This is a genomic window from Brevibacillus humidisoli, assembly GCF_020923435.1.
In the GTDB taxonomy this organism is placed as follows: Bacteria; Bacillota; Bacilli; order Brevibacillales; family Brevibacillaceae; genus Brevibacillus_E; species Brevibacillus_E humidisoli.
Genome location: NZ_CP087263.1, coordinates 1,146,607 through 1,171,132 on the forward strand (window position 1 = coordinate 1,146,607; position 24,526 = coordinate 1,171,132).

Here is a 24,526-nt window from a genome sequence, read left to right on the forward strand (position 1 = left end):
AAATGGCGATACGAACAATTGTGAAGCATCCCGATCCGATTTTACGGGAGAAAGCAAAGCCGGTCACCAAGTTTACACCGAACCTGCATAAGCTGCTGGATGATATGGCGGAGACGATGTACGATGCCGACGGTGTGGGACTGGCTGCACCCCAGGTAAGCATCCTCAAGCGAGTTATCGTGATGGACTGTGGTGAGGGTCTGATAGAAATGGTAAATCCTGAAATCATCGCTAGCGAAGGAGAACAGTTCGATTACCCGGAGGGCTGCCTGAGCATACCTGGCCTGCGCGGCGACGTACGCCGATACCAATGGGTGAAGTTGCGGGCACAGGATCGACACGGTCAGCCGTTTGAGATGGAGGCAGAAGAACTGCTCGCCCGGTGTGCCCAGCACGAGATTGACCATCTGGACGGCATCTTGTTCCTCGACAGAGCGGAACGTGTCTATCCGATCAGCAAGGATGAGGAAGGGGAGTAGCAGGTTTGAGCAACGCGCGGATCTTGTTCATGGGAACTCCAGATTTTGCCGCTGCCAGCCTGGCGGCGCTGATTGCGGCCGGACAATCGGTGGTCGGCGTCGTGACCCAGCCGGATCGGCCAGTTGGCCGAAACCAGGTGCTTAGGCCCTCGCCGGTGAAAGAATTGGCGCTGCAGCATGGATTGCCGGTGCTGCAGCCGGAAAAAATAAAAGAGCGGGCTGCGCTGGACGAAGTGCTGGCGCAGAATCCCGACTTGATTGTCACCGCAGCTTATGGACAAATTTTGCCCAAAGAGCTGCTGGAAGCACCGCGATTCGGTGCGATTAATGTACATGCTTCCCTGCTGCCCAAATATCGTGGCGGCGCACCGATCCACCAAGCGATTATCGATGGGGAGACGCAATCAGGCGTTACCATTATGTACATGGTGGAACAGCTGGATGCAGGCGACATGCTGAGCAGCGTAACCGTACCAATCGAGGAGCGTGATACGGTCGGCACCCTGCATGACAAATTGGCGGCTGTCGGCGCCTCCCTGCTGGTCGATACCATCCCCCAACTGCTCCAAGGCAGGATTCAACCGGTACCCCAGGATCACCAGGCTGCCACGTTCGCTCCGACCATTAAGCGTTCTGACGAACAGATTGACTGGAGCAAGCCGGCAGAGAACGTCTACAATCAGGTCCGCGGCCTGAATCCTTGGCCGGTCGCTTTTACCAAGTATCAAGGGAAAATCTGGAAAGTATGGTGGGTGGAGAAGGTATCGACGGACAGTCATGTCGGACAGCCAGGAACGATCGTAGAGCGCGACCGTGATGGAGTCGTTGTAGCCTGTGGGACAGGCAGCGTCAAATTAATCGAGATTCAGCCGGAAGGAAAAAAGCGGATGAGTATGCGTGATTTCCTGCAGGGAGCTGGTGCCAAGCTTCAACCTGGCTGCACGTTGGGAGACTGATCGATGAGACAGCCAAGATCGGCGACCGCTCGGGATGTCGCTCTAGATGTATTGACCAAAGTGGACGAGCACCAATCGTACAGCAATTTGGAGTTGAAAAGCGCGTTGACGAACGCTTCCCTCTCGTCACCTGATGTCGGCTTGGTTACGGAACTGGTATACGGGACAACACAACGACGGGGGACGATTGACGGGGTGATCGGCCGCTTGGTCAAAGGGGGGATCGCCAGGCTGCAGCCGTGGGTACGCAACCTGCTGCGCATGAGCCTGTATCAGATCCGTTACCTGGATCGCGTGCCGGATCGGGCAGCCGTTCACGAGGCGGTCGAGATCGCCAAACGGAGGGGGCATAAAGGGGTGGCTTCACTGGTGAACGGTGTGCTGCGCAATGTTCTCCGCCGCCCGGAGGTCTGGGACGAACCGCCCCGCCGTGGTACAGCAGCTGAGATTGCCTGGCTCCACTCACATCCAGAGTGGCTGGTGAAGCGCTGGTTGAAACAGTTTGGCGAGGAGACTACCCGTGCCATCTGTGAGAGCAACAACCAGCCGCCGCTGCCATCTCTCCGCGTCAATCGATTGAGGATGGAGCGGGATCAATTGTTGTCCGAGCTGCAACGTGAGTTTCCAGAGGCCGTCAGCTCTCGGCTGAGTAAGCAAGGGGTTGTGCTGCAGAGTGGAAACGTGGCCAAAACGGATTGGTTCGCTTCCGGTTATTGTACGATTCAAGACGAAAGTTCGATGCTGGTAGCCCCTGCTCTCACTCCTCGCCCCGGTATGCGGGTGTTGGATGCCTGTGCCGCACCGGGTGGAAAAACAACGCATATCGCTGAATTGATGGACAACCAGGGAGAAATCGTCGCCTGTGACATCCATCCGCACAAGCGTCAGTTGATCGAGCAGTCTGCAGAGCGGCTGGGTGTGACGATCATCAAGACGCTCGTCTGCGACGCAGCCGACCTGCCTGAGCAGGGGATTGGCTTGTTTGACCGGATCTTGCTGGACGCGCCCTGCACTGGTTTGGGTGTGATCCGTCGCAAACCAGACCTGAAGTGGAACAAAAAGCCCGATGATATTGCCGATATTGCTCACCTGCAGTATCACCTTTTGACGCAGGTAGCCCCTATGCTGGCTCCCGGTGGCCTCCTGGTCTACAGTACCTGTACGATTGAACCGGAGGAAAACCAGGAACTGGTGGAGCGGTTCGTTGCCGAACATGAAAACTTTCAGCTGGATCACTCACTTGTTGAGGACCTTCCTGAGTCAGTAGTCGAACACTGTGATGCAAGCAGTGGCTACGTGCAGATTTTGCCTCACCAGTTTTCAAGCGATGGGTTTTTTATCTCCCGGATCAAGCGGGCAGATCTTTAGCGTGTAGGGGTGGAGAGGTGCGAGGGCAACTGTCCAACCCTTTTTTCGTGTCTGCCAAAGACGGGAGTGAATTCCCTTTTCCTTTCGATGACCAAAGGGTACAATGTAGATTGATGTTGAGCCCAAATGAGCACCTACTTTTATCATAAAAAAGGTGAAATCAATGAAAAACGATACAGCAAACGAGCAACACCCCCTCCTCTACAGTTTGACACTGGATGCATTGAAGGAGTGGCTTACCCAGCAGGGGGAAAAACCGTTTCGCGCGCAACAGATTTTTGACTGGTTGTACGTCAAGCGGGTGAGGTCATTCGACGAGATGAGCAATCTGTCAAAGTCGCTGCGCGAAAAGTTGAGTGAGCAGTTTCGCCTCAACGCTCTTGCGGAGATTACCCGCCAGACGTCTGCGGACGGAACGGTCAAGTTTTTGTTCCAATTGCATGACGGCCATGCGATTGAAACGGTAATCATGCGCCACAACTACGGCAACAGTGTTTGCGTAACGACACAGGTGGGCTGCCGGATCGGCTGCACCTTTTGCGCCTCTACCCTTGGCGGTCTGAAGCGCAATCTGGAAGCCGGGGAGATCGTCGCCCAAGTGTTGGCAGCTCAGCGGGCCCTTGACGAGGAAGGGGGGCGGGCTAGCCACGTGGTGGTGATGGGAATCGGCGAGCCGTTTGAAAACTTTGAGGCGCTGCTTTCGTTCCTGTCCATCATCAACGACAACCGTGGTCTCAACATCGGACAACGCCATATGACGGTATCAACCAGCGGGATCGTTCCCAAGATTTACGAGTTTGCCGAGCGGGGCGGTCAGGTGAACCTGGCGATCTCCCTGCATGCACCCAACAGCGAATTGAGGTCCAAGCTAATGCCGATCAACCGGGGCTTTCCACTGCCCAAACTGTTGGAAGCCTGCCGCAACTATACAGAGAAGACAAATAGACGGATTACGTTTGAGTATGGTTTGTTCGGCGGCGTAAACGACCAGCCGGAACATGCCGAGGAGTTGGCGGACCTGATCGGAGATATGATGTGCCATATCAACCTGATCCCGGTCAACTACGTACCTGAGCGTGATTACGTGCGAACGTCCCGCGATGACATCTTTCAGTTTAAGCGAATTTTGGAGAACAGGGGGCTCAACGTCACAATCCGGCGTGAACACGGCAGCGATATCGCCGCAGCCTGTGGACAGCTGCGGGCGCAGCACGCCAAAGAGACGGTGGGGTGATGGAGATGGAGATTGCGATGAAATCACATGTCGGATGCGTCCGACAGGTGAACGGGGACTTCTACGCCTGTACGATCGACGAGCGAGGACGAGTGCTGGCGGTCGTGGCGGACGGCATGGGCGGTCACGCCGCTGGCGATGTCGCGAGCCGAATGGCTGTAGAGATGATCCTGGAAGAACTGCAGAATTCAAAGATCGGTCAGACCTTAGAGGATGAACGAGAAGGGCTGATGAATGCGCTGCTTCGCGCAAATGAGGAAATCTACCGCTATGCGGAGACTCATCCTGAGTGTGACGGAATGGGAACAACTGTCGTGGCGACGATTCTCACCCCGTCAGGCGGCGCAACGGCCCATATCGGCGACAGTCGGCTGTACCTGTACGGTGCAGCCGGTTTGTCCCAGCATACAGAAGATCATTCGCTGGTACAAGAGTTGCTCAAAACGGGACAGATCACGGTTCAGGAGGCGTCCCACCACCCTCAACGCAACGTACTGATGCGGGCGCTGGGGACCGAGCAAAACGTGCGGATCGATCTGGGCCAGATCACCTGGACAGCAGGTGATGTCGTACTGCTATGTTCAGACGGTTTAAGCAACAAGGTACCGGCTGATGTGATCGAGACGTGGCTGGAGAAGCCACTCAGCCTGCAGGAACAAATAGATGGGCTGGTTCAATACGCACTGGATTCCGGCGGCGAAGACAACATCACGGTCATTGCGGTACGCAACATGGACAAGTCGGTTGACGTCAGTGGGGGAGAGGGGTGAGGAGAATGGAAGGTCAACGTCTGGGCGGGCGCTATCAACTGCAGAATCGCATTGGCGGCGGAGGCATGGCAGTCGTATACAAAGCGACAGATCTCGTACTAAACCGTATCGTTGCCGTCAAAGTACTGCGGTCCCAGTTTGGCAGCGATGAAGATTTTGTCCAGCGGTTCCGGCGGGAGGCGCAGGCTGTCGCCAGCTTGTCTCATCCAAATGTTGTGAGTGTATACGATGTTGGTCAGGAAGACGATACCTACTTTATGGTCATGGAATACATAGAAGGATCCAATCTAAAAGATGTGATCAACGAACGAGGGGCCCTGCCGGTTGCAGAAGCGGTGCGAATTGCGCTGCAGATCTGCGACGCTCTGGATCACGCCCATCAGAATCACATCATTCACCGTGACATCAAACCGCAAAACATCCTGATCGGCACAAACGGCCGGGTGAAAGTAACAGACTTTGGCATCGCACGTGCGGTCACCTCAGCGACCATCACACATACTGGTTCCGTCCTCGGTTCTGTTCACTACTTTTCGCCGGAACAGGCTCGCGGCGGGGTAACGGCTGAAAAATCGGACATTTATTCATTAGGAATTGTCTTATACGAAATGGTGACCGGACAGCTTCCGTTTTCCGGCGATTCACCGATTACGATTGCCTTGAAGCATTTGCAGGAACCGCTCCCTGAACCGCGCCAAATCAACCCTGACATTCCGCAGAGTGTAGAGAATATCGTGCTCAAAGCACTGGTGAAGGATCCGTTTTTGCGATATAGATCGGCGAAGGAAATGATGCTTGATCTGGAAACCTGCCTTGCGCCGGAGCGGCTCAACGAAGAAAAGATCCGCTTTCCTATCGATGACGAAGAGACCAAGGTGCTCCCGGCGATCACGCCCGAGATGATGGCCCAGTACAAACCGGAGCATCAGCTTGACAGACGAACGGGTGATGAAGAGGGAGAATCAGCGGAAGTCAAGAGCAACTGGTGGACGAGAACACTGATCTGGGTCGGTACGATTGGACTTTTTCTGCTGTTGGCTGCTGCCGGGGTGATCTATCTCCTGGATGCGATTGAGGTGCCGGAAGTAGCCGTCCCGCCTGTGACCGGCACACCTGTTGCGACGGCTAAACTCAAAATTGAACAAGCCGAACTTGTCCCAAATGTGATTGAAGACTATCACGAAGAAGAGGAAGGAACAGTCTACAGACAGGAGCCAGCGCCGCCCATGCGGTTGAAGCGAAACAGTGAGGTCACCTTGTACGTCAGCAAAGGGCCTGAGGAAGTGGCCATGCCGCGAGTGATCGGAGAGAAGGCAAGCATGGTGCAGCAGCAGTTGCAGCAGGATAAGTACAAAGAAGTGATCATCAAAGAGCGGGAAGACCCAGAGGTTCCGGCAGGACACGTGATTGAGCAGATACCGGCTCCAGACACGCAGGTCGTACCGACAAAGACGGCGGTTACCCTATATGTCAGCAAAGGGAAAAAGTATGTGAAACTGCCAGAGGTGATCGGCAAGCAATTGGCTGAAGCGAGAGTAGATCTGCTGCAGGCTGGTTTGGAGGTAGGAGAAGTATCGGAAGAACCTTCCTATGAAGAACAAGATCCGAATGTCGTCCTGTCTACCTATCCGCATGAGCCGGGAATGGAAGTGGCCACTGGCACGAAAATTAATTTGCGGGTAAGCAACGGCAAGTATCCGGCCGATGCTCGGATTGGCAGCTATGTGATACATGTCGACCCGGATGGAGAGAAAATGGATATACGCATCGTGCGACAAGACGCACGGGGTGAAGGAGTGGTGGAGCAAACGATCAGACAGCCACAGGATTTAACGCTATCACTTGTGCTGTCACCGGAGAAAGACGCGAAGATTGAAGTCTTCAAAAATGGAGTGCTAGACCAGACGCATCATATCTCGTACGAAAACCTGGAGTAACGTTGGAGGGAAGCAAATGCCGGAAGGGCGCATTGTGAAAGCATTGAGCGGATTTTACTACGTGGCGGACGGCCAGCGGGTGCTGCAGTGTCGTGCACGCGGCTTGTTTAAGAAAAAAGATGCCAAAGTGACCCCGCTCGTTGGTGATTGGGTCCGCTACGACGAGATCAGTGACAGCGAGGGATACGTGATGGAAGTGACGGACAGGGAGACAGAACTGGTTCGCCCGCCGATCGCCAATGTGGATCTCGCCATGCTTGTGTTTTCCATGCGGGAGCCGGCATTTGCCTCCATGTTGCTGGACAAATTTTTGGTTCATACGGAGCAGGCTGGGATTGATGCAGTAATTCTCTTGTCCAAAGCAGATCTGGCACCGTCGGAGGAAGTAGACTTGATACGCGCGAAGTACCAGCAGATCGGATATCGGGTGATTCCCACCTCTACCGTGGAACAGCAGGGGTTGGCTGAGGTTCGTTCCGAATTGGCCGGACATATCACTGTCTTTGCAGGTCAGTCCGGTGTCGGCAAATCTTCGTTGATCAACCATCTGTTTCCGGGAGTCAGCCTGCAGACGGGCGAGGTGAGTCACCGCTTGGGCAGAGGTCGACACACCACACGTCATGTAGAGTTGATTCCACTTCTTGACGTGGGCGGCTATGTTGCCGATACTCCCGGATTCAGCTCGCTTGATTTCAACGAACTGAGCGAACTTGACCTGGCCCAGGCTTTTCGAGATTTCCGCCGACATGCAGACCACTGCAAGTTTCGCGGCTGCCTCCATCTCAGCGAACCGGGATGTGCGGTGCTGGCCGCTTTGGAAAAAGGTGAGATAGACGCTGAACGGTATCAGCACTATCAGCAGTTTGTGGAAGAGCAAAAAGAACAAAAACGGAGGAACAAATCATGGTAAAGATCGCGCCATCCATCCTGTCAGCAGATTTTGCCAAGCTGGGAGATGAGATTCGTGATGTGGAACGCGGCGGGGCAGACTGGATTCATGTTGATGTGATGGACGGCCACTTTGTGCCGAACATCACGATCGGTCCACTGATTGTGGAAGCGATTCGACCAGTCACGACGCTTCCGCTCGATGTACACTTGATGATCGAAGAGCCTGACCGCTACATCCCCCAGTTCGTCAAAAGTGGTGCCGATATCCTGAGTGTTCACCAGGAAGCATGCCGTCACTTGCATCGGACGGTCCATCTGATCAAAGACCAAGGGGCTAAGGCAGGTGTCGTCCTCAACCCGGCTACACCACTGGTAACGATTGAATCGATTCTTGAAGATGTTGACATGGTCCTGTTCATGACGGTCAACCCTGGATTTGGTGGACAACGCTTTATTCACAGTGTCCTGCCCAAGATCCGCTCCCTTCGTCAACTGCTTGAGGAGCGTGGGCTGACCCACGTCGAGATCGAGGTTGATGGCGGTGTCAATCCGGATACGGCAAGACTGTGCCAACAAGCAGGAGCAAGCGTACTGGTGGCAGGTTCCGCAGTATTTAACCAGGCGGATCGAGCGCAAGCAATCGCAGCGATTCGCGGCTAGTGCAAACCGAACGAATTCCATACCAACCGACGAAGGGCTCCCAAAACAGGGAGCCCTTCGCTTCATTGTCCGCTGCAGAAAGATATCCGAACCGGGTGTAAGTTTATGTCGGTTGTGACCTTGGTCGCAGGAACGATTCGCTTCTGGGGGCATATACTGATCAGGTAATGGTAGTCGTTGTCATACCCTCTTTTTCGTATTTCTCCGTTGAACAGGGCTCATGTTTGTAATGGTACGGAATATGATGTAATAACAATGATTTCGGTTTGCCCTTAAGGGAGGTGCGGTATGACATGGGATTTCGTTCCTTTCGAATGCGACAAGGGTTCGCCCTTAAACGAGTACTTGGAATCATTCTTGCCGTCGGAGGGCTAACCATTCTCCTCAGCACAGCGCCTCAGTGGGTCTGGTATACCGCCACAGGAATTGCACTGATAGCGGCTGGTTGGTTTCTCTTTCATCACAAGTAACTCATAAGGAGGGGTTCGTATGCGATTTTATACGATCAAGCTGCCAAAATTCCTGGGCGGCATGATCCGCGCGGTGATTGAGGCGTTCAACAAAAAGAAGTGAGTAGAATGGGGCAGCCTTCCGGGCGGAAGAAGGTAAAAATAAAAAAGCACCTGCACGGGTGCTTTTTTTACGACAATATCACAATGGTTTGATCCACTTATTTATACGCGAGTCACCAAACCGGACTTCAGCGCTTTTGTGCTTACATATACACGTTTCGGTTTACCGTCAACGAGAATGCGCACTTTTTGTACATTAACACCCCATTTGCGGCGAGAAGCGCGCATGGAGTGAGAGCGTGCGTTGCCAGCTTTCGCGGACTTGCCAGTAACATAACATCTGCGTGCCATCAGTTTCCACCTCCCTTGAAGCATCGTGAGACGAATGGTATGATCTGTACCGTACAAACACTTGAATATAGTAGCACATCGCTGTGTCAATTGCAAGACTTGACACAATAAGGTATCGTTGGCCGTACATGGCGAAATCACTTCACATTCCAGTACAGCATGTAGTAAAATTGTAGGAAGGCACTGTAAACAGCAGATTGTGCCATGTTCCGTTCTTGTACGTACAGGTGGTACAAGAGATCTGCACTTTTTATATCCAATGGCTTCCAAAAGGAGGGTCCTTGCATGGCAGTGGAAATCAGTACTCCTCTGGGTAAGATTGATGTCACGGAAGAAGTAATCGCACGAATCGCCGGAGGTGCGGCGATGGAAGTGTTTGGACTAGTTGGTATGGCATCGCGCAAAGCGTTCAAGGATGGCATCGCCGAATTGCTGCGGCTGGAAAACCTGAGCAAGGGGATTGTCGTTCGCAGTGAAGGTGACGAAGTCAGCCTGGACATGCATATCATTGTCAGCTATGGAACGAAGATCTCTGAAGTGGCTGGCAACGTGCAGCGGCGCGTTCGCTATACATTGGAACAAACCGTTGGTATCGAGGCTACCACGATCAATATCTTTGTGCAGGGAGTCCGTACAGATAGGGACACGTAAGGAGGAACGTGAGTGATACATAAGCTTCTCGGTGGCGAACTGTTCAGCCAGATGGTCTACCAGGGCGCCGGCCAGCTGAAACATCATGTACATACCGTTGACTCGCTCAACGTATTCCCCGTGCCGGATGGCGACACGGGCACCAACATGAATCTCACCATTAGTTCTGGTGTGGACGAGCTTGCCCGCAAAGAGCGGGAGGAGATTGGCGAAGCCGCCTCTGCGTTTGCCAGGGGGCTGCTGATGGGAGCGCGAGGCAATTCCGGGGTGATTCTCTCCCAATTGTTTCGCGGCTTCTACAAAGCGGTCAGCGGCAAGCGTGAGATTAACGCCCGACAATTTGCCGATGCGTTGAAAGCAGGTGTCGACACGGCGTATCAAGCAGTTATGAAACCGGTTGAGGGAACCATTTTGACGGTTGCGCGGGAAGCGGCGGAGATGGCGGTCCGCACCGCTCGCATAACGGACGACGTGACCAAGGTGATGGAACAGACGTATGAACAGGCACAGGAAACCCTCGCACGCACACCTGACATGCTGCCTATTTTAAAAGAAGTCGGTGTGGTCGATTCCGGAGGCCAAGGCCTTGTTTTTATTTATGAAGGATTTCTCCGTACATTAAAAGGAGAGACAGCCCCGACGTGGGAAAAGCAGCCCAGTCCGCCTGCCATCGCAGGCGAGATGGAGCAGATCGTCGCTGAACAGCATCGTGCCCAGGCTCATCTGAAGACGGAGGATATCACCTTTGGCTACTGCACCGAGTTTATGGTTTGGTTGACCCGCAGCACGGAAGCGAACAAGAAACCGTTCGTAGAGTCGCTGTTCCGCACCAAACTGGATGGAATGGGCGACTCCCTCTTGGTAGTGACGGACGATGAAGTGGTCAAAGTGCACATCCACGCCGAAAATCCAGGTGAGGTGTTGAATTACGCCCAGCAGTTTGGCAGTCTGCATCGGATCAAAATCGACAACATGCGCGAGCAGCATGCCGCCATCGTTCAAGACGATGCCAATCAGACGGAAAAGCAAAAAACGGCAACCCAGGTAGAAGATGAAGCCGTTTCTGCGCCAACTGCCGGAGTGTCACAAGAGGCGCAGGAGTTGCAGCCATACGGCATTGTCGCCGTAGCCGCCGGGGGCGGGATTGCCGAGATTTTCCGGAGCCTTGGGGTGCACGTCGTGGTGGAAGGCGGACAAACGATGAACCCCAGTACGGAAGATTTGTTGAAAGCGATTTCGGAATGCAACGCCGAGCAAGTAATCCTTTTGCCCAATAACAGCAACATTGTGATGGCTGCTCAGCAAGCGGCGGTGCTTTCAGAAGTTCCCGCAGGTGTCGTCCCGACAAAAAGCGTCCCGCAGGGGATGGCGGCACTGGTCGCCTTTAACGGTGGAGCCGATCTGGAGAGCAACGTAGAGGCGATGACCGAAGCTGGCAAACAAGTGAAGACAGGTCTGGTGACACATGCGGTGCGCGACACCCAAATGGGCGATGTACAGATCAAGGAAGGCGACTACATCGGCATCGCTGACGGAACGATTGTCACCGCGGAGTCTGATATGATGAGAAGTGCCGAGCAGCTGCTGGAACAGCTTGTCGACGAGGTGACAGAGATCGTGACGATCTTGTTCGGTGAGGATGTTACGGAAGAACAGGCCAACACACTGCAACAGACGTTGGCAGATGCTCACCCCGATGTGGAAGTGGAAGTACTGCCCGGCGGACAACCTCTCTATCCGTTCATCATCTCAGTCGAATAAACGTTGTTGAAAGAGGTGCAGGCATGAAGCCTATCGTAATCTTGACAGACAGTGCGGCCGACATTGATGCCTCCATGCGTCAGTCGCTTGATATCGAAATGGTGCCGCTCAAGGTGTTGTTTGGTTCCGAAAGTTTTTTGGACAGTGTAACCATCCAGGCGGGGGACTTTTACAAGCGATTGAAGCAGTCTGAGGTGATGCCGACCACGTCGCAGCCATCACCGGCTGAATTCGCCGATACATACCAAAAGATTGCAGCGAAACACGGTTCCGAAGTGCAGATTATTGGCATCTTTTTATCTGCTGCGCTGTCCGGTACCTACCAATCAGCGGTCATCGGCAAATCGATGTTGGATGATCCGATTGACATTACGCTGATTGATTCCAAGAAGGCATCGTTCGTTCACGGGCTTGTTGTGGTGGAAGCGGCCCGGGCTGTCCGGGAGGGGAAAAGCAAGCAGCAGGTGCTTGACCTGATCGAACGGCTGCTGCATGACATCCAGGTGTACTTCATGGTGGATACCCTGGAATACTTGCAAAAAGGGGGACGGATTGGCAAAGCTTCGGCGCTGCTGGGCTCCTTGTTGAATATCAAGCCGATCCTCACGCTGGATCCGACTGGTGTCGTGACGCCGTTTGAACGTGTTCGGGGAAGCAAAAAGGCCATCGCCCGCATCAAGGAGGAGTTAAGGGCGTACGCGCAGGATCAACCGGTCAAAGTAGCAGTTGTTCATGCCGATTCGCGGACGGTTGCAGAAGATTTGCTGGAGCAGATCAAAGGTGAGCTTCCAGTCACGGAATCGTTTGTCGCGGAGATCGGCCCTGTAATCGGGACGCACGCCGGACCTGGCACCATTGGCTGCCTGATCGTGAAAGACCGGTAGTCTGAAGGCAGGGGTAGGAAGAAAATATGATTTCTTGATTGCGTACGCGCATACTCCATGTGAGTCATGCGCGTTTTTGCGTTTGGGGGATTGCCGCCTTCGTGATTGGGTGTAGCGCTTCCAACGGGGATTGCGATACAATAGAGTATGACCTTGATTATCTCTGATCTAATCGTTTCCCGAATCGAGACGGGAGGAGAGTATACATGAAGTACAAGAGTGTATTTGACATTATCGGACCGGTCATGGTTGGACCGTCCAGTTCGCATACAGCAGGGGCAGCGCGGATCGGCCGGGTTGCCAGGACCGTATTTGGCAGGGAGCCGAAGAGGGCCGTCATTACCTTTTACGGTTCGTTTGCCAAGACGTACAAGGGGCATGGTTCCGATGTGGCAACTGTTGCCGGTATTCTCGACTTTGATACGTACGACCTGCGGATGAAGGATTCCTTTGAGATTGCCAAGGAACGCGGGATTGAAGTAATATTGCGCACATCTGACGAGATGACGGATCACCCCAACACCTCGCGGATTCAACTAAGCGATGATCAGGGCAGCCTGGAAGTTGCGGGTGTTTCCATCGGCGGGGGTAAGATAGAGATAACCGAGATCAATGGGTTTCCACTCAAGTTGTCGGGCAATGCCCATACCTTGATGGTGCTGCACGAAGATCGTTATGGGATGATTGCCGCCGTCTCCAATATCCTGACCAAGTACGAGATCAACATCGGGCACATGGAAGTGTCGCGCCGTGACCGCGGCGACGAGGCGCTGATGGTGATCGAAGTGGATTCGGAGGTTGGTGAGGGGGCAGTCGAAGAGATTGAGCAGATCCCCCACATCCGGGGTGTATCCGTACTGCTGCCAACCTAGTACCAAACAAACACAACCTCTCAAAGGAGTGGGCTCCATGTTTCGCAATGTGGCAGAACTGGTCGAACTGGCTGAGTCACAGGGAAAGCCGATTTCGCACGTGATGATAGAAGCCGAGATGAAAGTGTCCCAGCGCACACGAGAAGAGATCATGAATCAGATGTACAACAACCTGGATGTGATGGAAAAAGCGGTCCAGCGCGGTTTGACGGAAGATATCCGCTCACACAGCGGGCTGACCGGCGGAGATGCCAAACGGCTGCAAACCTATATGCAGGAAAAGCCCTATCTCTCCGGTGAGACGCTGCTGAACGCTGTCAGTATGTCTACTGCCGTCAATGAGGTAAACGCGGCGATGGGCACGATCGTCGCTACGCCAACGGCTGGAGCATGCGGCATTGTGCCAGGTACGCTGTTTGCTGTGTCAAAAAAGCTGAATCCCACCCGGGAAGAGATGGTAAACTTCCTGTTCACAGCGGGAGCGATCGGCTACTGTATTGCCAACAACGCATTTATCTCCGGGGCAGCGGGCGGCTGTCAGGCGGAGGTTGGGTCAGCCACAGCGATGGCGGCGGCAGCGATTGTGGAGATGGCTGGAGGAACCCCAGAGCAGTCGGCGCAGGCTGTGGCGATTGCTTTGAAAAATATGCTTGGTCTGGTGTGCGACCCCGTTGCCGGACTGGTAGAAGTGCCGTGTGTCAAGCGGAATGCGATGGGGGCGGCGATTGCCACCGTTGCGGCCGATATGGCTCTGGCCGGGATTAAAAGTGTTATCCCGACGGACGAAGTGATTCTGGCGATGTATCGCATTGGCTGTACGATGCCGACTGCACTCAAAGAGACGGCACAAGGCGGTCTGGCCGCGACACAGACTGGTCGCCAGATCGAGGCCAAAATCTTTGGAGTGCCGTTAAATCAGTAAACGATGAACGAAGTGTTGGCGTCGTCCGTAACTTGCCTGTACGGGGTGGGCGAGGAGCGGGCGAATGATCTGAAAGCATTAGGTATCGAGACGATCCAGGATTTGCTGGAGTATTTTCCGGTCCGTTACGAAGATTACCGGATACGCGACCTAAGCGAAGTGAAGGACGGGGAGAGGGTTACGCTTGTGGCGACGGTCTACAGTGAGCCCTCCGTTCGTTTCTACGGCAAAAAAAAATCCCGGTTGACGGTCCGTCTGGTGATCGACCGGGTCGCGGTGACAGGTGTCTGGTTTAACCAGCCTTTTGTAAAAAAACATCTCTCTCCTGGAAAGCAGGTTGTCGTGACCGGAAAATGGGACAAGCACAAACTGCAGATCATCGTATCAGAATTAATGGATGCCGATTCACCACGTGCCCGCAAGCGATCCGACCTGGCCGCTGTATACCCGCTGTCTGGGAGTGTCTCGCTTGCTTTTCTGCGCAAGCTGATCGACCAGGCACTGACTCAATATGGTGATCACGTCACCGAGACCCTGCCGTCAGAACTGGTGGAGCGCTACCGGCTGATGCCGCGTGCACAGGCAATCCGTGCCATCCACGCGCCCGGCGATCTGGAGGAGGGGCGACAGGCAAGAAGGCGGATCATGTTTGAGGAACTTTTTTTGTTCCAGCTCAAAATCCAGGCGTATCGTCGGATCACCCGCCAGCAGACGGAGGGAGTGGCTCAGCAGATTCCGATGGAAGAGGTGCGCAGCTTTATCCGCTCTCTGCCGTTTTCGCTGACCGGGGCGCAAAAACGGGTCATCAAGGAGATTCTCGACGACATGCAAGCCAACTATGCGATGAACCGGCTGCTGCAGGGAGATGTAGGGTCCGGCAAAACGGTAGTGGCGGCCATCGCCTTGTTGGCAAGTGTTAAAGCAGGATTTCAAGGTGCGTTAATGGTGCCGACGGAGATACTGGCCGAACAGCACCTGCAGTCCCTCCGTTCTCTGCTGGAACCGTGCGGCATACAGGTTGCCCTGCTGAGCGGTTCGCTGACAGCCAAGCAGCGGCGTGACGTGATCGATGGGCTGCAAATGGGACTGATTGACGTGGCAGTCGGGACCCATGCGTTGATTCAAGAGGATGTCTATTTTCGCCGCTTGGGGCTGGTGATCACCGATGAGCAGCACCGCTTCGGTGTAGAGCAGCGGCGGATTTTACGCAGCAAGGGGTTTTCCCCCGACGTACTGTTTATGACGGCGACACCGATTCCCCGCACACTAGCGATTACCGCTTTTGGCGACATGGATGTCTCGACGATTGACGAACTCCCTGCAGGACGCAAACCAGTGGAGACAAGCTGGGCCAAGCATGAGCAGTTCCACCTAGTCTTGGAACAGATGCGGCGTGAACTGGATAGAGGCCGTCAGGCTTATGTGATCTGTCCCTTGATCGAAGAGTCCGACAAGTTGGACGTACAAAACGCGATAGACGTCCACGCACAGCTGACAACCTACTTCCGCCAGTACCGCGTTGGACTGATGCATGGGCGATTGCCTGCCAAAGAGAAGGACGATGTGATGCAGCGATTTGCTTCTGGGGAGCTTCAGGTGCTGGTTTCCACAACCGTTGTTGAGGTAGGCGTCAATGTCCCCAACGCTACGTATATGGTCGTCTACGATGCCGAGCGGTTCGGCCTGGCCCAACTGCACCAACTGCGGGGACGGGTTGGGCGGGGGGCAGACCAGTCGTACTGCGTACTGATTGCCGATCCGAAAACAGAAGTAGGTCGCGAACGGATGCGGGTGATGTGTGAGACCAATGACGGTTTTGAGCTGTCACAGCGCGATCTGGAGCTGCGCGGACCGGGTGACTTCTTTGGCACCAAGCAGAGCGGCCTGCCGGAGTTTAAAGTAGCTGACCTGACCACCGATTACAAGGCGTTGGAAGTAGCCCGGCAGGAAGCGGCATCATTGGTCGCAAGCGATCACTTTTGGCGAGGTCCAGAATTTGAGGCGCTGCGCAATCTGTTGAGACGAGAGGGGATTCTGGAGGGGACGGTGCTGGATTAACAAATCAATATAGGGAGCGGGAGTCCAAGATCGGCTTACGATGATTTCATAAAAAGACAGGTTGTCGGGATGTCCTGACAACCTGTTTGTGTTGCACTATTTTTTTGCCGTATTCGAATCGCCTGCTGCATCGAGTGGTTCCACTGTCATCAGATAGAACCATTTGCCGTCCGCACTGGTGCCAACCAATTGCGTATAGTGGTGCAGTCCTTCGATGAGCGTCCGCTGTTCTCCCGTATCCGCATCAAACGATTGGATGCTGACTGTATGAGGCCGGTTGTCTGTCGACTGCACGAATTGTTTGTAGAGGATGGTGTGCGTTCCGTCCAGCCAGACGCCGTCGTATATCCGCTCTCCCTCCACAAGCTGTTTGCCTTTGTACAGCCCGGCGTTGGGGTACAACCGGTACAGGCCGTCACTGGAGGAGGAGAATCCGGACCAGTCCTGGGGCTGTACGGGTGGACTCCAGTCAGTGATCTTTTGCGTCTGCCAGGAATACTGGTAACGTCGTTCTTGATATGTTTCCCCGTCTACGGCGGCAAAATGGACGGAATCACCGTCGTCCCAAAAAGCAATGCCGATCTCCGCATCGTCCAGTGCACTGCGTGGCTCTTCTCCTTTGATCGCATTCGGCAACCGAAGGACGTTTTGCGTCTTCAGATCGTAAATCAGCAGATCGAAATCTTTTCTTTGTTCTTTTGCTCCGACAGCCATGATCAGGTGGGAGTGGTCCCGGCTGAAGTTGGCACCGTGCACATAACCGTCTACCTGTACATTCACTGTCGTGTCACTGGTTGGTACCGTGACATCAGCAGTTGACTTGGCGTAAAAGAAGCCGCGTGTATCGGCTGTGAACGTTCCTTCGCCCAGATAGTGGGTTTGCAGCGGAATCGGATAGGGAATCAGCTCGTTCTGCTCCGTGTCGTACAGAGCATACAACCGCTCCAGTCGTGCGTCACACTCGCAGTACTCTTTATATCGGCTCAGCAGCAGGTAACGTTTATCGGGACCGATAAACGAAGCAGTGGGATAAGAAAGATCAAAAGCACGAAGTTGGATCTTTTCCTCTCCGTCTGTTGACACCTTCCACAGTTGAGAAGGGGTGTAGACAACAGCCACTAGAGAAGGCGGTTCCTGCAGTACGGTTCCGCTTTTCGTAATCGCTCCATTTACACTGAGCAGATAGGAGCGAGAGCCAATGTCAGGTTCTGCTGCTTTGGGGATCTCTACGGTTAGCCGCAATTGACGATCCGAGGCCCACTGATACGCAAATGTCGGGATCAGTGGATGGAAGTGTTCTGCCGCCTGCCGCTTGAGTGCGTCCTCCACAGACGAACGATCCATCGGTTCGCGGAAAAAAAGGAAAAAGTGCTGCGGAGTGTCTGCCACAACGCTCTGAATCGGTGAATGAATCCGGGGATCTTTTTCCCATTGGATCAGGACGGGCTCTTTCATCGCGGCGTAGTCAAACGGAATCTGTGCCAATGGTTCGGATCCCGAGGACGACAAGTTGATTGGGTCACCTGATGCAGCGGATGGGGCTGAGTTGGGATCAGGTCCGGTCTGGGATGGTGGAGGTGAAGTATCAGATGTTGAGAGTGAGCAGGCCGTCAGTAATGCCACAACAGGCAGAATCAGGAATAAAAGTCGTTGTCTCATCATCGCCCTTCCTTCTTGTCGTATTTGCTCCATATCCGTTATACGATGTTGTGCGGCGCTTCGTTTCACGTGCAGGGACGGTTGTCGGGTGTCCAGGCAGCGTATTTTATGTCGTGCTCCCAGTATGCAGTCGGCCGATGAAACATTCGCAATAGAAGGGTAGTTGCCAATCTGCCGTTTATTATGAATGTTCTGAAATTATCCTTGACCTTAGTATTATGTATGTAGTACTGTGTATACATAAAGAGAGGGGTCATTCCTGATCCGCAAGGGCTTCAAGAGAATCTGCGATCACCGAAGAAGGAAATGGAGACCGTTTGCAGGAGGGTGCTGCCCATGGCCCTGCCCTACGCAACTCTCTTTTTTTCACATCGTATTGTGTATACACAACACAATATTCTTTATTCTGAATGTGTAATCCGTTTTCGGCCAAGCATTTTCAGTCGGCGCTGAAACCATTGCAGTCAGGACACTGTCAGAAGAGCGAATCAAACAGCCGATCCGCAGATATCGCCGTAGGTGTCGGAAGGGGGAGTAGCAACACGCATAAACCGGGCATGTTAGGATCTTCGTGTCATGCAGGATATGTTTGTGGGCCCAACGTCATACGCGTTCTGGAGTCGATCAATCAGATGAGAGAGTAGGTGTTTTATGCAGCTTTTTACTTGGGATGCGACAATCCGCTGGTCTCCACAAAGGCTCGTTATCGCTGGCTATACGGCAAAAGACCAAGCGGCGGTGAAGCAGCACATTGATGAGTTGCGAGAACTAGGCGTGCCTGCTCCCAGGCGGGTTCCGATGATCTACGACGTATCGCCTGAACTGCTGCAAACCGCAGAGGAGATTACGGTTGTTCGAAACGACAGCAGCGGCGAGGCAGAAGCTGTTCTGTTGGACGTTGATGGCAGATGGTACATAGGTCTTGGCAGTGACCATACCGATCGGGTTCTAGAGGCGGTCTCGATCCAAAAATCGAAGCAGGCCTGCGGCAAGCCGATTGCCAAAGAAGTGTGGCTGCTTGATTCGATCAGTGATCGTTGGGACGAGATAGAGATGCGAAGTTGGGTAACAGTGGACGGCGAGGAACGGTTGTATCAATCCGGAAAGCTAGGGGCCTTCCTCAACCCGGATGAGCTGCTCGCAATCGTCCGGGAGCGAGGTTATGCAGCTCCGGGCATCGCTCTATTCTGTGGTACGCTGCCGCTGGTAGAGGGACAGTTCCAGTTCGGCGAATCCTTCCGTGCTGAACTGCTTGACGAGCGGAACAATCGCTCCATCCAGCTTTCTTATCAGATCAAACACTTAAAAGATGCGGAGCAAGATTAGCCAGGTCGGCGGTGCAGGATAGCACGTCGCGCATCTTTACAGGTTGGATCCATGAACGGGCATCGAACCGTTCCGAGAAAGAAGAACGACTCTTCATTTTTGTCACAAGGGGGCAATCAACATGAAACAGAACATCACTTACCGCTGGATGGTATGGGCGTCACTTCTCCTTTGCTTTGTATGGATAGCGGCTGGTTGCGGCAGCCCAGCTTCCGATGCCGGGGGCTCGCCTTCGACCGGACAACCCGCTGACAATGGTGGACCGATCCACCTAAAAGTGGCGTCCAATAACACACAAACCTCCTGGTACATGTTTACCGCAGCGTTGGCTGAAGTGCTGAAAAACAATGGTTCCAATATCAACTTGGAAGTTCTGCCATTTGCTGGTGGTATCGGGAACATTGAATTGGTGGCGCAAAAAGAAGCCGATTTTGCGGTCAGCTTTAACATTGCCAACAAGTGGGCAAGCGATGGTGTGGTCGCATACGACAAGAAGTATCCTGACATCCGCGCATTGGTTGGTGGGATCAACCAGTATTACGTTGGCATTATCGCCAGGACCGACTTTTTAAAGGAACATGGAATCGACTCGATCGCAGACATCAAAGAAAAGAAGATCCCTGTGCGTATCATCACCAATCCAGTCGGTTCGCTGGCGGAGTACAACACCAGAATGGTTCTGGATGCATACGGATTGGACTACGACACCGTCAAGAGTTTTGGCGGTTCTGTCGAACTCACCTCCAACGATGTGATCAAAACGGCATTCCAAAACGGAACGGCCGACCTGCACGTGCTGGCGATGAGCAAGGCACATCCGGTGATTACGGAGATCGCCTTGCAGACAGACATTGCGGTGATGGGAATTGAGGATGAGGTCCGCGAGTGGTTTAAACAGTACGGCTATAAGAACATCGGATTCCCCGGCGGGCAGTTTAAAGGGCAGGAACAGGAAGTCGATACGGTCGGCTTTGTCGTAAGCTACATCACGCATAAAGATATGGACGAAGAACTGGTCTATCAGCTCACGAAAGCGGTGAACGAGAACAAGGAGGCGCTGGTGAACGGGCATAAATCAGTAAACGATTTTGATCCGCAGGAAGCGGCCAACCCGGAGTTGCTCGGCGTCCCGCTGCACCCTGGCGCAGAGCGTTACTACCGTGAAGCAGGCATCCTGAAAGAATGACCAAACGAATCGTTTGCGTCCTGTCCGGGCGGGCAGGACGCAAACGTTCGACATGATGTGCTCCACTCTGAAAGACATCCCATGTTTTGGCCGGGAGGCGAAATAATGGCTAGAAAATACTTGCGATGGGTACCGCTGGTTGCGATCATATGGGCTTTATTCCAATTGTACCTTGCAGCGGTCGGTCCCTTGACAGCCCAGCTGCAACGCTCCATTCACGTCGCCTTCGCACTTGCTCTAACATTTCTGCTAGTGCGGCGAGGAGAGAATGCGAAAAACGGGTTGGTTCGACAACTCGACTATCTGTTTGCCTTGGTTTCTATAGCATCTGGCCTATACATCTACTTTGAAGCGGACAGACTTGTCTCCCGCATTCAGTTCGTCAGCGAACTAACGGCGATGGACTATGCCGTCTGCATTTCGATCACGCTGCTGATCCTAGAAGCATCCCGGCGTACAGTGGGAAAAGCGATGACCATTTTAGCGGTATTTTTTCTCTTTTACGCGTTTGCAGGGGCGTATTTCCCCGGACCATTAGCGCATACGGGTATTTCCCTCAAGCGGATGGTTGAGATCATGTATTTCTCGTTAGAAGGAATCCTGGGCGTTCCGATCGGTGTGTCGGTTGATTACGTCTTTTACTTCGTCTTGTTTGCCGCGTTTCTGGACCGATCGGGCGGGGGGAAACTGTTCATCGATCTTGCCTTCAAAATGACGAAACGGTCGAAAGGAGGGCCTGCCAAAGCGGCGATTCTCGGCAGCGGCGGTATGGGCACGATCAGCGGCAGTGCGATCGGCAACGTCGTCAGTACAGGGGTATTCACGATTCCTCTGATGAAGCGGGCTGGCTACACACCAACCTTTGCGGCATCCATTGAAGCGCTTGCCTCCACAGGGGGACAAATCCTGCCGCCGATTATGGGGGCGGCCGCCTTCATCATGGCCGATACGGTTGGCATCCCGTATGTGGATGTTGCTCTGGCGGCGCTTATCCCTGCCGTCCTGTACTTTGTGTCGCTTTACGTGATGGTACATCTGGAAGCAGGCAAAAAAAATCTGCAAGCTAGTCCGGACAACACAAGCGATAAAGCGGCTGAGCAGACAAAGGAAAAGCTGCTAGGCCGCCTTCATTTGCTGCTGCCGTTGGCTATCCTGATCATCCTGATTTTCTCCGGAAAAACCCTGCAGTTGTCAGCCTTCTGGTCGATCGTGACGATCGTGGCGGTCAGTTTTTTGAGAAAGGCGACACGGATGAGTGTGACAGACATTTTGGACGCACTGGTCGATGGCGCTAAACAGGCGATCCAGGTAGCTATCCCGTGTGCCGTGGCTGGCATCGTCGTGGGTGTGATCATTCATTCCGGACTGGGCTTGAAGTTCAGCAGCATGATTGTGAACTACTCGTTCGGCATACCGCTGCTTTCCGTTCTGCTGGTTTGTCTGGGATGCATCATACTTGGCATGGGGATGCCAACCACCTCTGCCTATATCATGGGCGCGGTCTTGCTCGCTCCTTCCCTGCAAAGTCTCGGGTTTGAGCCCATCGCAAGCCACCTGTTCATCCTGTATCTCGCGTGCTTGTCGATGGTGACGCCTCCTGTTGCGTTGGCAGCCTACAGCGCGGCAAGCATCGCCCAATGTGATGCCAATCGCACCGGTTACCTCGCCTTTTTCTTGTGCATACCCGGATTTTTGATTCCGCTCTCTTTTGTGTTCAATCCAGCCCTGGTTCTGGTGGGAGATCCACTGGAGATCATCTGGATGACAATCAAGACACTGTTGGGTCTTATCGCCATGTCCGGCGCAATCATCGGCTTCTTATTGGTTAAGGTCGAGATGCTGCAGCGAGTACTGTTGGCGGCGACAGGGCTGGCCATGATCGTGCGCGGCCAGATAACCGATATCATCGGGATTCTGCTCTTTATCGTCCTGCTTGCTTTCCTATGGAAAGAGAAGAAAAAGGGAGAGCGGATTGCCGTTGAGTCTTTATAGTCACGGGAAGTTTTCGATTAGCGTCAAAGCTTTTCTCTCAAAGACAGAGGAATAGGAATGGAGGCGTTTTTCTTGTCGGCACCTTTTCAATCTCTTCGCGCATGGCTGCGTTATTTGCATAACAAAGAGGAATTGGCTGTTGTGACCAAACCGGTTTCCACCCGATATGAGATCGCAGCGTATACCAAGCATCTTGACGGCAGCAGACCGGTGTATTTCCCTGATGTAGATGGGTACACCATACCTGTCGTCTCCGGCATCGCCAGTACACGTCAACATTTTGCGGAAGCGCTGGGCTGTCGGACGGATGAGATGATCGACAAGTTTTTGCATGCCATCGATCATCCGATCCCGTCTGAGATGGTGAAAAGTGAAGCAGCGCCTGTTCAGCAACACGTGGTAACCGAGGATATCGACTTGATGAAGATGTTCCCCATCTGTCTGCATCAGGAGAAGGATTCCGGTCCCTACATCACTGCAGGATTAGCGATCGTCCGGGACCCGGAAACAGGGAAACAAAACGTGTCCATTCATCGTTTGCAGGTGTCCGGCAAAAACCGGTTGGGTGCGCTGATTCTGCCTCGTCACACATTTGCTGCCTTTAAAAAAATGGAGGAGAAAGGGGAGCCGCTCGAGATTGCCATTGTGTTGGGAGTGGACCCGATATTGATGCTGGCGTCCCAGGCGATCGCGCCGCTCGGCCAGGACGAATTGGAGATCGCGGGCGGGCTGCGAGGGGAAGCCGTTCCCGTCGTGCGCTGCAAGACGGTCAACATCGATGTGCCGGCTTATGCCGAGATTGTATTGGAAGGCAAGATCCTTCCCCACGTTCGCGAACCGGAAGGCCCGTTTGGCGAGTTTCCCGCCTATTACGGACCGAAAAGCAACAAAGAAGTGATCGAGATTCACTGTGTCACCCATCGGGAGAAACCGATCTATCAAGCTTGCCTGGCTGGCTCGGATGAAAACTTGCTGCTGGGAGCCATTCCGCGTGAGGCCAGCCTGCTTCGTGCGCTGCGCAACACAGTTCCTACTGTTCGCAACGTACATCTGACGATGGGCGGCAAATGCAGGTTCCATCTGGTGGTCTCCATGAAAAAGAGAAATGAAGGGGAAGCGAAAAATGTGATTTTCGCTGCTTTTGCCGGCCATTATGATGTGAAAAAAGTAATCGTGGTCGATGAAGAGATCGATATTTTTGACATGGATCAGGTGGAATGGTGTGTGGCGACTCGCTTTCAGGCGGAACGAGACCTGGTCGTGGTCCACGGTGCGCTTGGTTCCAAACTGGATCCCTCGGCCGATGACGGGGTAAGCTCCAAACTGGGATTTGATTGTACGGTTCCGCTAGGTGCCGAGCCAGAGGATTATGAAGTGACGCGGATCCCCAGTATGGAGGGGTACCACTTCGACCAACATATTGAGAGTCGGCTCGCAGACGATCGCAGCTTCTCTGAGGATTGACAGGTGGACCAGATGGACAAAAAAATCATCGTTGGCATTACGGGCGGTTCCGGCGCGATTTATGGGGTTCGTCTACTGGAAGCACTTAACGAAGCAGGTGTAGAGACTCATCTGATCATCAGCGAGTGGGGGGAGAAGACGATCCAGATGGAAACATCGTATACCCTGCCGGAAGTAAAGAAGATGGCTGCGGTTTCGTACAGTGTAAAAAATCAGGCCGCTGCCATCTCGTCCGGGTCGTTTCGGGTAGATGGGATGGTCATCGCCCCTTGCAGTATGAAAACCCTGGCAGGGATAGCAACCGGGCTCGCTTCCGATCTGATTGCGCGAGCGGCTGATGTGATGCTCAAAGAGCGTAAGAAGTTGATCCTGCTCACACGTGAGTCACCACTCAATCTCGTCCACGTCAGAAACATGGAAACGGTCATACTGGCCGGGGCCATGGTTTTCCCGCCCGTGCCCGCCTTTTACAACCAGCCGAAATCAATTGACGATATCGTCAACCATACAGTGGGCAGGGTGTTGGACCAGTTGGATTTAGACCCTGATTGGGTAAATAGATGGGGCAAGCAGTAAAAAGAAAACGAAACGTT

The 24,526-nt window shown here is 53.7% G+C and carries 22 protein-coding genes; 20 read left to right on the top strand and 2 right to left on the bottom strand.

The annotated features are described in order from the left end of the window. Positions 1-2 precede the first annotated feature (2 nt). From def to spoVM, 9 genes are all read left to right on the top strand, one after another. A complete protein-coding gene (def, locus tag LOK74_RS05655; protein WP_230045607.1) occupies positions 3-479 on the top strand; it encodes a peptide deformylase in 477 nt (158 codons plus the stop codon). Positions 480-484: 5 nt separating this feature from the next. Next, complete coding sequence (gene fmt, locus LOK74_RS05660; RefSeq protein ID WP_230045608.1) at positions 485-1,435, top strand: methionyl-tRNA formyltransferase; 951 nt, start codon at positions 485-487, stop codon at positions 1,433-1,435. 3 nt (positions 1,436-1,438) lie between these two features. Then, complete coding sequence (rsmB, locus tag LOK74_RS05665; protein WP_230045609.1) at positions 1,439-2,803, top strand: 16S rRNA (cytosine(967)-C(5))-methyltransferase RsmB; 1,365 nt, start codon at positions 1,439-1,441, stop codon at positions 2,801-2,803. Positions 2,804-2,966: 163 nt separating this feature from the next. Further along, a complete protein-coding gene (gene rlmN / locus LOK74_RS05670; protein ID WP_230045610.1) occupies positions 2,967-4,037 on the top strand; it encodes a dual-specificity RNA methyltransferase RlmN in 1,071 nt (356 codons plus the stop codon). 5 nt (positions 4,038-4,042) lie between these two features. Beyond that, the gene (locus LOK74_RS05675; protein ID WP_230046920.1) at positions 4,043-4,807 is read left to right on the top strand and encodes a Stp1/IreP family PP2C-type Ser/Thr phosphatase; all 765 of its coding nucleotides are present in this window, start codon (positions 4,043-4,045) and stop codon (positions 4,805-4,807) included. A gap of 5 nt (positions 4,808-4,812) precedes the next feature. Beyond that, complete coding sequence (gene pknB / locus LOK74_RS05680) at positions 4,813-6,744, top strand: Stk1 family PASTA domain-containing Ser/Thr kinase (RefSeq protein ID WP_230045611.1); 1,932 nt, start codon at positions 4,813-4,815, stop codon at positions 6,742-6,744. 16 nt (positions 6,745-6,760) lie between these two features. Beyond that, entirely contained in the window at positions 6,761-7,654 is an 894-nt protein-coding gene (rsgA, locus tag LOK74_RS05685; RefSeq protein ID WP_230045612.1) for a ribosome small subunit-dependent GTPase A, read from the top strand. Then, positions 7,648-8,295 (top strand): ribulose-phosphate 3-epimerase, encoded by a 648-nt coding sequence (gene rpe, locus LOK74_RS05690; protein WP_230045613.1) that lies wholly within the window; start codon positions 7,648-7,650, stop codon positions 8,293-8,295. Before rsgA ends, rpe begins: the two co-directional genes overlap by 7 nt. Positions 8,296-8,784: 489 nt before the next feature. After that, positions 8,785-8,868, top strand: coding sequence for a stage V sporulation protein SpoVM (spoVM, locus tag LOK74_RS05695; RefSeq protein WP_023557299.1), 84 nt, complete (start codon positions 8,785-8,787; stop codon positions 8,866-8,868). Between the two features lie 101 nt (positions 8,869-8,969). On the opposite strand, the gene rpmB is transcribed toward spoVM, so the two are convergent. Beyond that, positions 8,970-9,158: a 50S ribosomal protein L28 gene (rpmB, locus tag LOK74_RS05700; RefSeq protein ID WP_230045614.1), complete on the bottom strand. Its 189-nt coding sequence runs from the start codon at positions 9,156-9,158 to the stop codon at positions 8,970-8,972. Positions 9,159-9,443: 285 nt separating this feature from the next. On the opposite strand from rpmB, the gene LOK74_RS05705 reads away from it, so the two are divergent. The 6 genes from LOK74_RS05705 to recG all read left to right on the top strand — a co-directional run bounded on the left by LOK74_RS05705 (position 9,444) and on the right by recG (position 16,306). Then, entirely contained in the window at positions 9,444-9,809 is a 366-nt protein-coding gene (locus LOK74_RS05705) for an Asp23/Gls24 family envelope stress response protein (protein WP_230045615.1), read from the top strand. Positions 9,810-9,860: 51 nt separating this feature from the next. Beyond that, a complete protein-coding gene (locus LOK74_RS05710; protein WP_420908777.1) occupies positions 9,861-11,570 on the top strand; it encodes a DAK2 domain-containing protein in 1,710 nt (569 codons plus the stop codon). A gap of 23 nt (positions 11,571-11,593) precedes the next feature. Further along, positions 11,594-12,454 carry a DegV family protein gene (locus LOK74_RS05715; protein ID WP_230045617.1) on the top strand — a complete coding sequence of 287 codons (861 nt, stop codon included), beginning with the start codon at positions 11,594-11,596 and terminating at the stop codon, positions 12,452-12,454. Between the two features lie 206 nt (positions 12,455-12,660). After that, positions 12,661-13,326 carry an L-serine ammonia-lyase, iron-sulfur-dependent subunit beta gene (gene sdaAB, locus LOK74_RS05720; RefSeq protein ID WP_230045618.1) on the top strand — a complete coding sequence of 222 codons (666 nt, stop codon included), beginning with the start codon at positions 12,661-12,663 and terminating at the stop codon, positions 13,324-13,326. 37 nt (positions 13,327-13,363) lie between these two features. Beyond that, positions 13,364-14,248, top strand: a complete 885-nt coding sequence (sdaAA, locus tag LOK74_RS05725; protein WP_230045619.1) for an L-serine ammonia-lyase, iron-sulfur-dependent, subunit alpha — start codon at positions 13,364-13,366, stop codon at positions 14,246-14,248. 3 nt (positions 14,249-14,251) lie between these two features. Beyond that, on the top strand, positions 14,252-16,306 hold the full coding sequence (gene recG, locus LOK74_RS05730; RefSeq protein WP_230045620.1) for an ATP-dependent DNA helicase RecG: 2,055 nt from the start codon (positions 14,252-14,254) through the stop codon (positions 16,304-16,306). Between the two features lie 96 nt (positions 16,307-16,402). Here recG and LOK74_RS05735 read toward each other — a convergent pair whose 3' ends face one another. Beyond that, on the bottom strand, positions 16,403-17,965 hold the full coding sequence (locus LOK74_RS05735) for a hypothetical protein (protein WP_230045621.1): 1,563 nt from the start codon (positions 17,963-17,965) through the stop codon (positions 16,403-16,405). A 651-nt stretch (positions 17,966-18,616) separates the two neighbouring features. Between LOK74_RS05735 and LOK74_RS05740 the strand changes: the two genes are divergently transcribed. The 5 genes from LOK74_RS05740 to LOK74_RS05760 all read left to right on the top strand — a co-directional run bounded on the left by LOK74_RS05740 (position 18,617) and on the right by LOK74_RS05760 (position 24,509). Then, positions 18,617-19,291 (top strand): DUF2848 domain-containing protein, encoded by a 675-nt coding sequence (locus tag LOK74_RS05740; RefSeq protein WP_230045622.1) that lies wholly within the window; start codon positions 18,617-18,619, stop codon positions 19,289-19,291. A gap of 121 nt (positions 19,292-19,412) precedes the next feature. Next, on the top strand, positions 19,413-20,477 hold the full coding sequence (locus tag LOK74_RS05745) for a TAXI family TRAP transporter solute-binding subunit (RefSeq protein ID WP_230045623.1): 1,065 nt from the start codon (positions 19,413-19,415) through the stop codon (positions 20,475-20,477). Between the two features lie 105 nt (positions 20,478-20,582). Beyond that, a complete protein-coding gene (locus LOK74_RS05750) occupies positions 20,583-22,469 on the top strand; it encodes a TRAP transporter permease (RefSeq protein ID WP_230045624.1) in 1,887 nt (628 codons plus the stop codon). A 72-nt stretch (positions 22,470-22,541) separates the two neighbouring features. Further along, positions 22,542-23,933: a UbiD family decarboxylase gene (locus LOK74_RS05755; RefSeq protein ID WP_230045625.1), complete on the top strand. Its 1,392-nt coding sequence runs from the start codon at positions 22,542-22,544 to the stop codon at positions 23,931-23,933. Between the two features lie 12 nt (positions 23,934-23,945). Further along, on the top strand, positions 23,946-24,509 hold the full coding sequence (locus LOK74_RS05760; protein ID WP_230045626.1) for a UbiX family flavin prenyltransferase: 564 nt from the start codon (positions 23,946-23,948) through the stop codon (positions 24,507-24,509). The last annotated feature ends 17 nt before the right edge of the window (positions 24,510-24,526 follow it).

Bases quoted from the DNA above. Each gene is read 5' to 3' on its own strand.
- def (WP_230045607.1), top strand. From the start codon at position 3: ATGGCGATACGAACAATTGTGAAGCATCCCGATCCGATTTTACGGGAG.
- rsmB (WP_230045609.1), top strand. From the start codon at position 1,439: ATGAGACAGCCAAGATCGGCGACCGCTCGGGATGTCGCTCTAGATGTA.
- rlmN (WP_230045610.1), top strand. From the start codon at position 2,967: ATGAAAAACGATACAGCAAACGAGCAACACCCCCTCCTCTACAGTTTG.
- LOK74_RS05675 (WP_230046920.1), top strand. From the start codon at position 4,043: ATGGAGATTGCGATGAAATCACATGTCGGATGCGTCCGACAGGTGAAC.
- pknB (WP_230045611.1), top strand. From the start codon at position 4,813: ATGGAAGGTCAACGTCTGGGCGGGCGCTATCAACTGCAGAATCGCATT.
- rsgA (WP_230045612.1), top strand. From the start codon at position 6,761: ATGCCGGAAGGGCGCATTGTGAAAGCATTGAGCGGATTTTACTACGTG.
- rpe (WP_230045613.1), top strand. From the start codon at position 7,648: ATGGTAAAGATCGCGCCATCCATCCTGTCAGCAGATTTTGCCAAGCTG.
- spoVM (WP_023557299.1), top strand. From the start codon at position 8,785: ATGCGATTTTATACGATCAAGCTGCCAAAATTCCTGGGCGGCATGATC.
- rpmB (WP_230045614.1), bottom strand. From the start codon at position 9,158: ATGGCACGCAGATGTTATGTTACTGGCAAGTCCGCGAAAGCTGGCAAC.
- LOK74_RS05705 (WP_230045615.1), top strand. From the start codon at position 9,444: ATGGCAGTGGAAATCAGTACTCCTCTGGGTAAGATTGATGTCACGGAA.
- LOK74_RS05710 (WP_420908777.1), top strand. From the start codon at position 9,861: ATGGTCTACCAGGGCGCCGGCCAGCTGAAACATCATGTACATACCGTT.
- LOK74_RS05715 (WP_230045617.1), top strand. From the start codon at position 11,594: ATGAAGCCTATCGTAATCTTGACAGACAGTGCGGCCGACATTGATGCC.
- sdaAB (WP_230045618.1), top strand. From the start codon at position 12,661: ATGAAGTACAAGAGTGTATTTGACATTATCGGACCGGTCATGGTTGGA.
- sdaAA (WP_230045619.1), top strand. From the start codon at position 13,364: ATGTTTCGCAATGTGGCAGAACTGGTCGAACTGGCTGAGTCACAGGGA.
- recG (WP_230045620.1), top strand. From the start codon at position 14,252: ATGAACGAAGTGTTGGCGTCGTCCGTAACTTGCCTGTACGGGGTGGGC.
- LOK74_RS05735 (WP_230045621.1), bottom strand. From the start codon at position 17,965: ATGAGACAACGACTTTTATTCCTGATTCTGCCTGTTGTGGCATTACTG.
- LOK74_RS05740 (WP_230045622.1), top strand. From the start codon at position 18,617: ATGCAGCTTTTTACTTGGGATGCGACAATCCGCTGGTCTCCACAAAGG.
- LOK74_RS05745 (WP_230045623.1), top strand. From the start codon at position 19,413: ATGAAACAGAACATCACTTACCGCTGGATGGTATGGGCGTCACTTCTC.
- LOK74_RS05750 (WP_230045624.1), top strand. From the start codon at position 20,583: ATGGCTAGAAAATACTTGCGATGGGTACCGCTGGTTGCGATCATATGG.
- LOK74_RS05760 (WP_230045626.1), top strand. From the start codon at position 23,946: ATGGACAAAAAAATCATCGTTGGCATTACGGGCGGTTCCGGCGCGATT.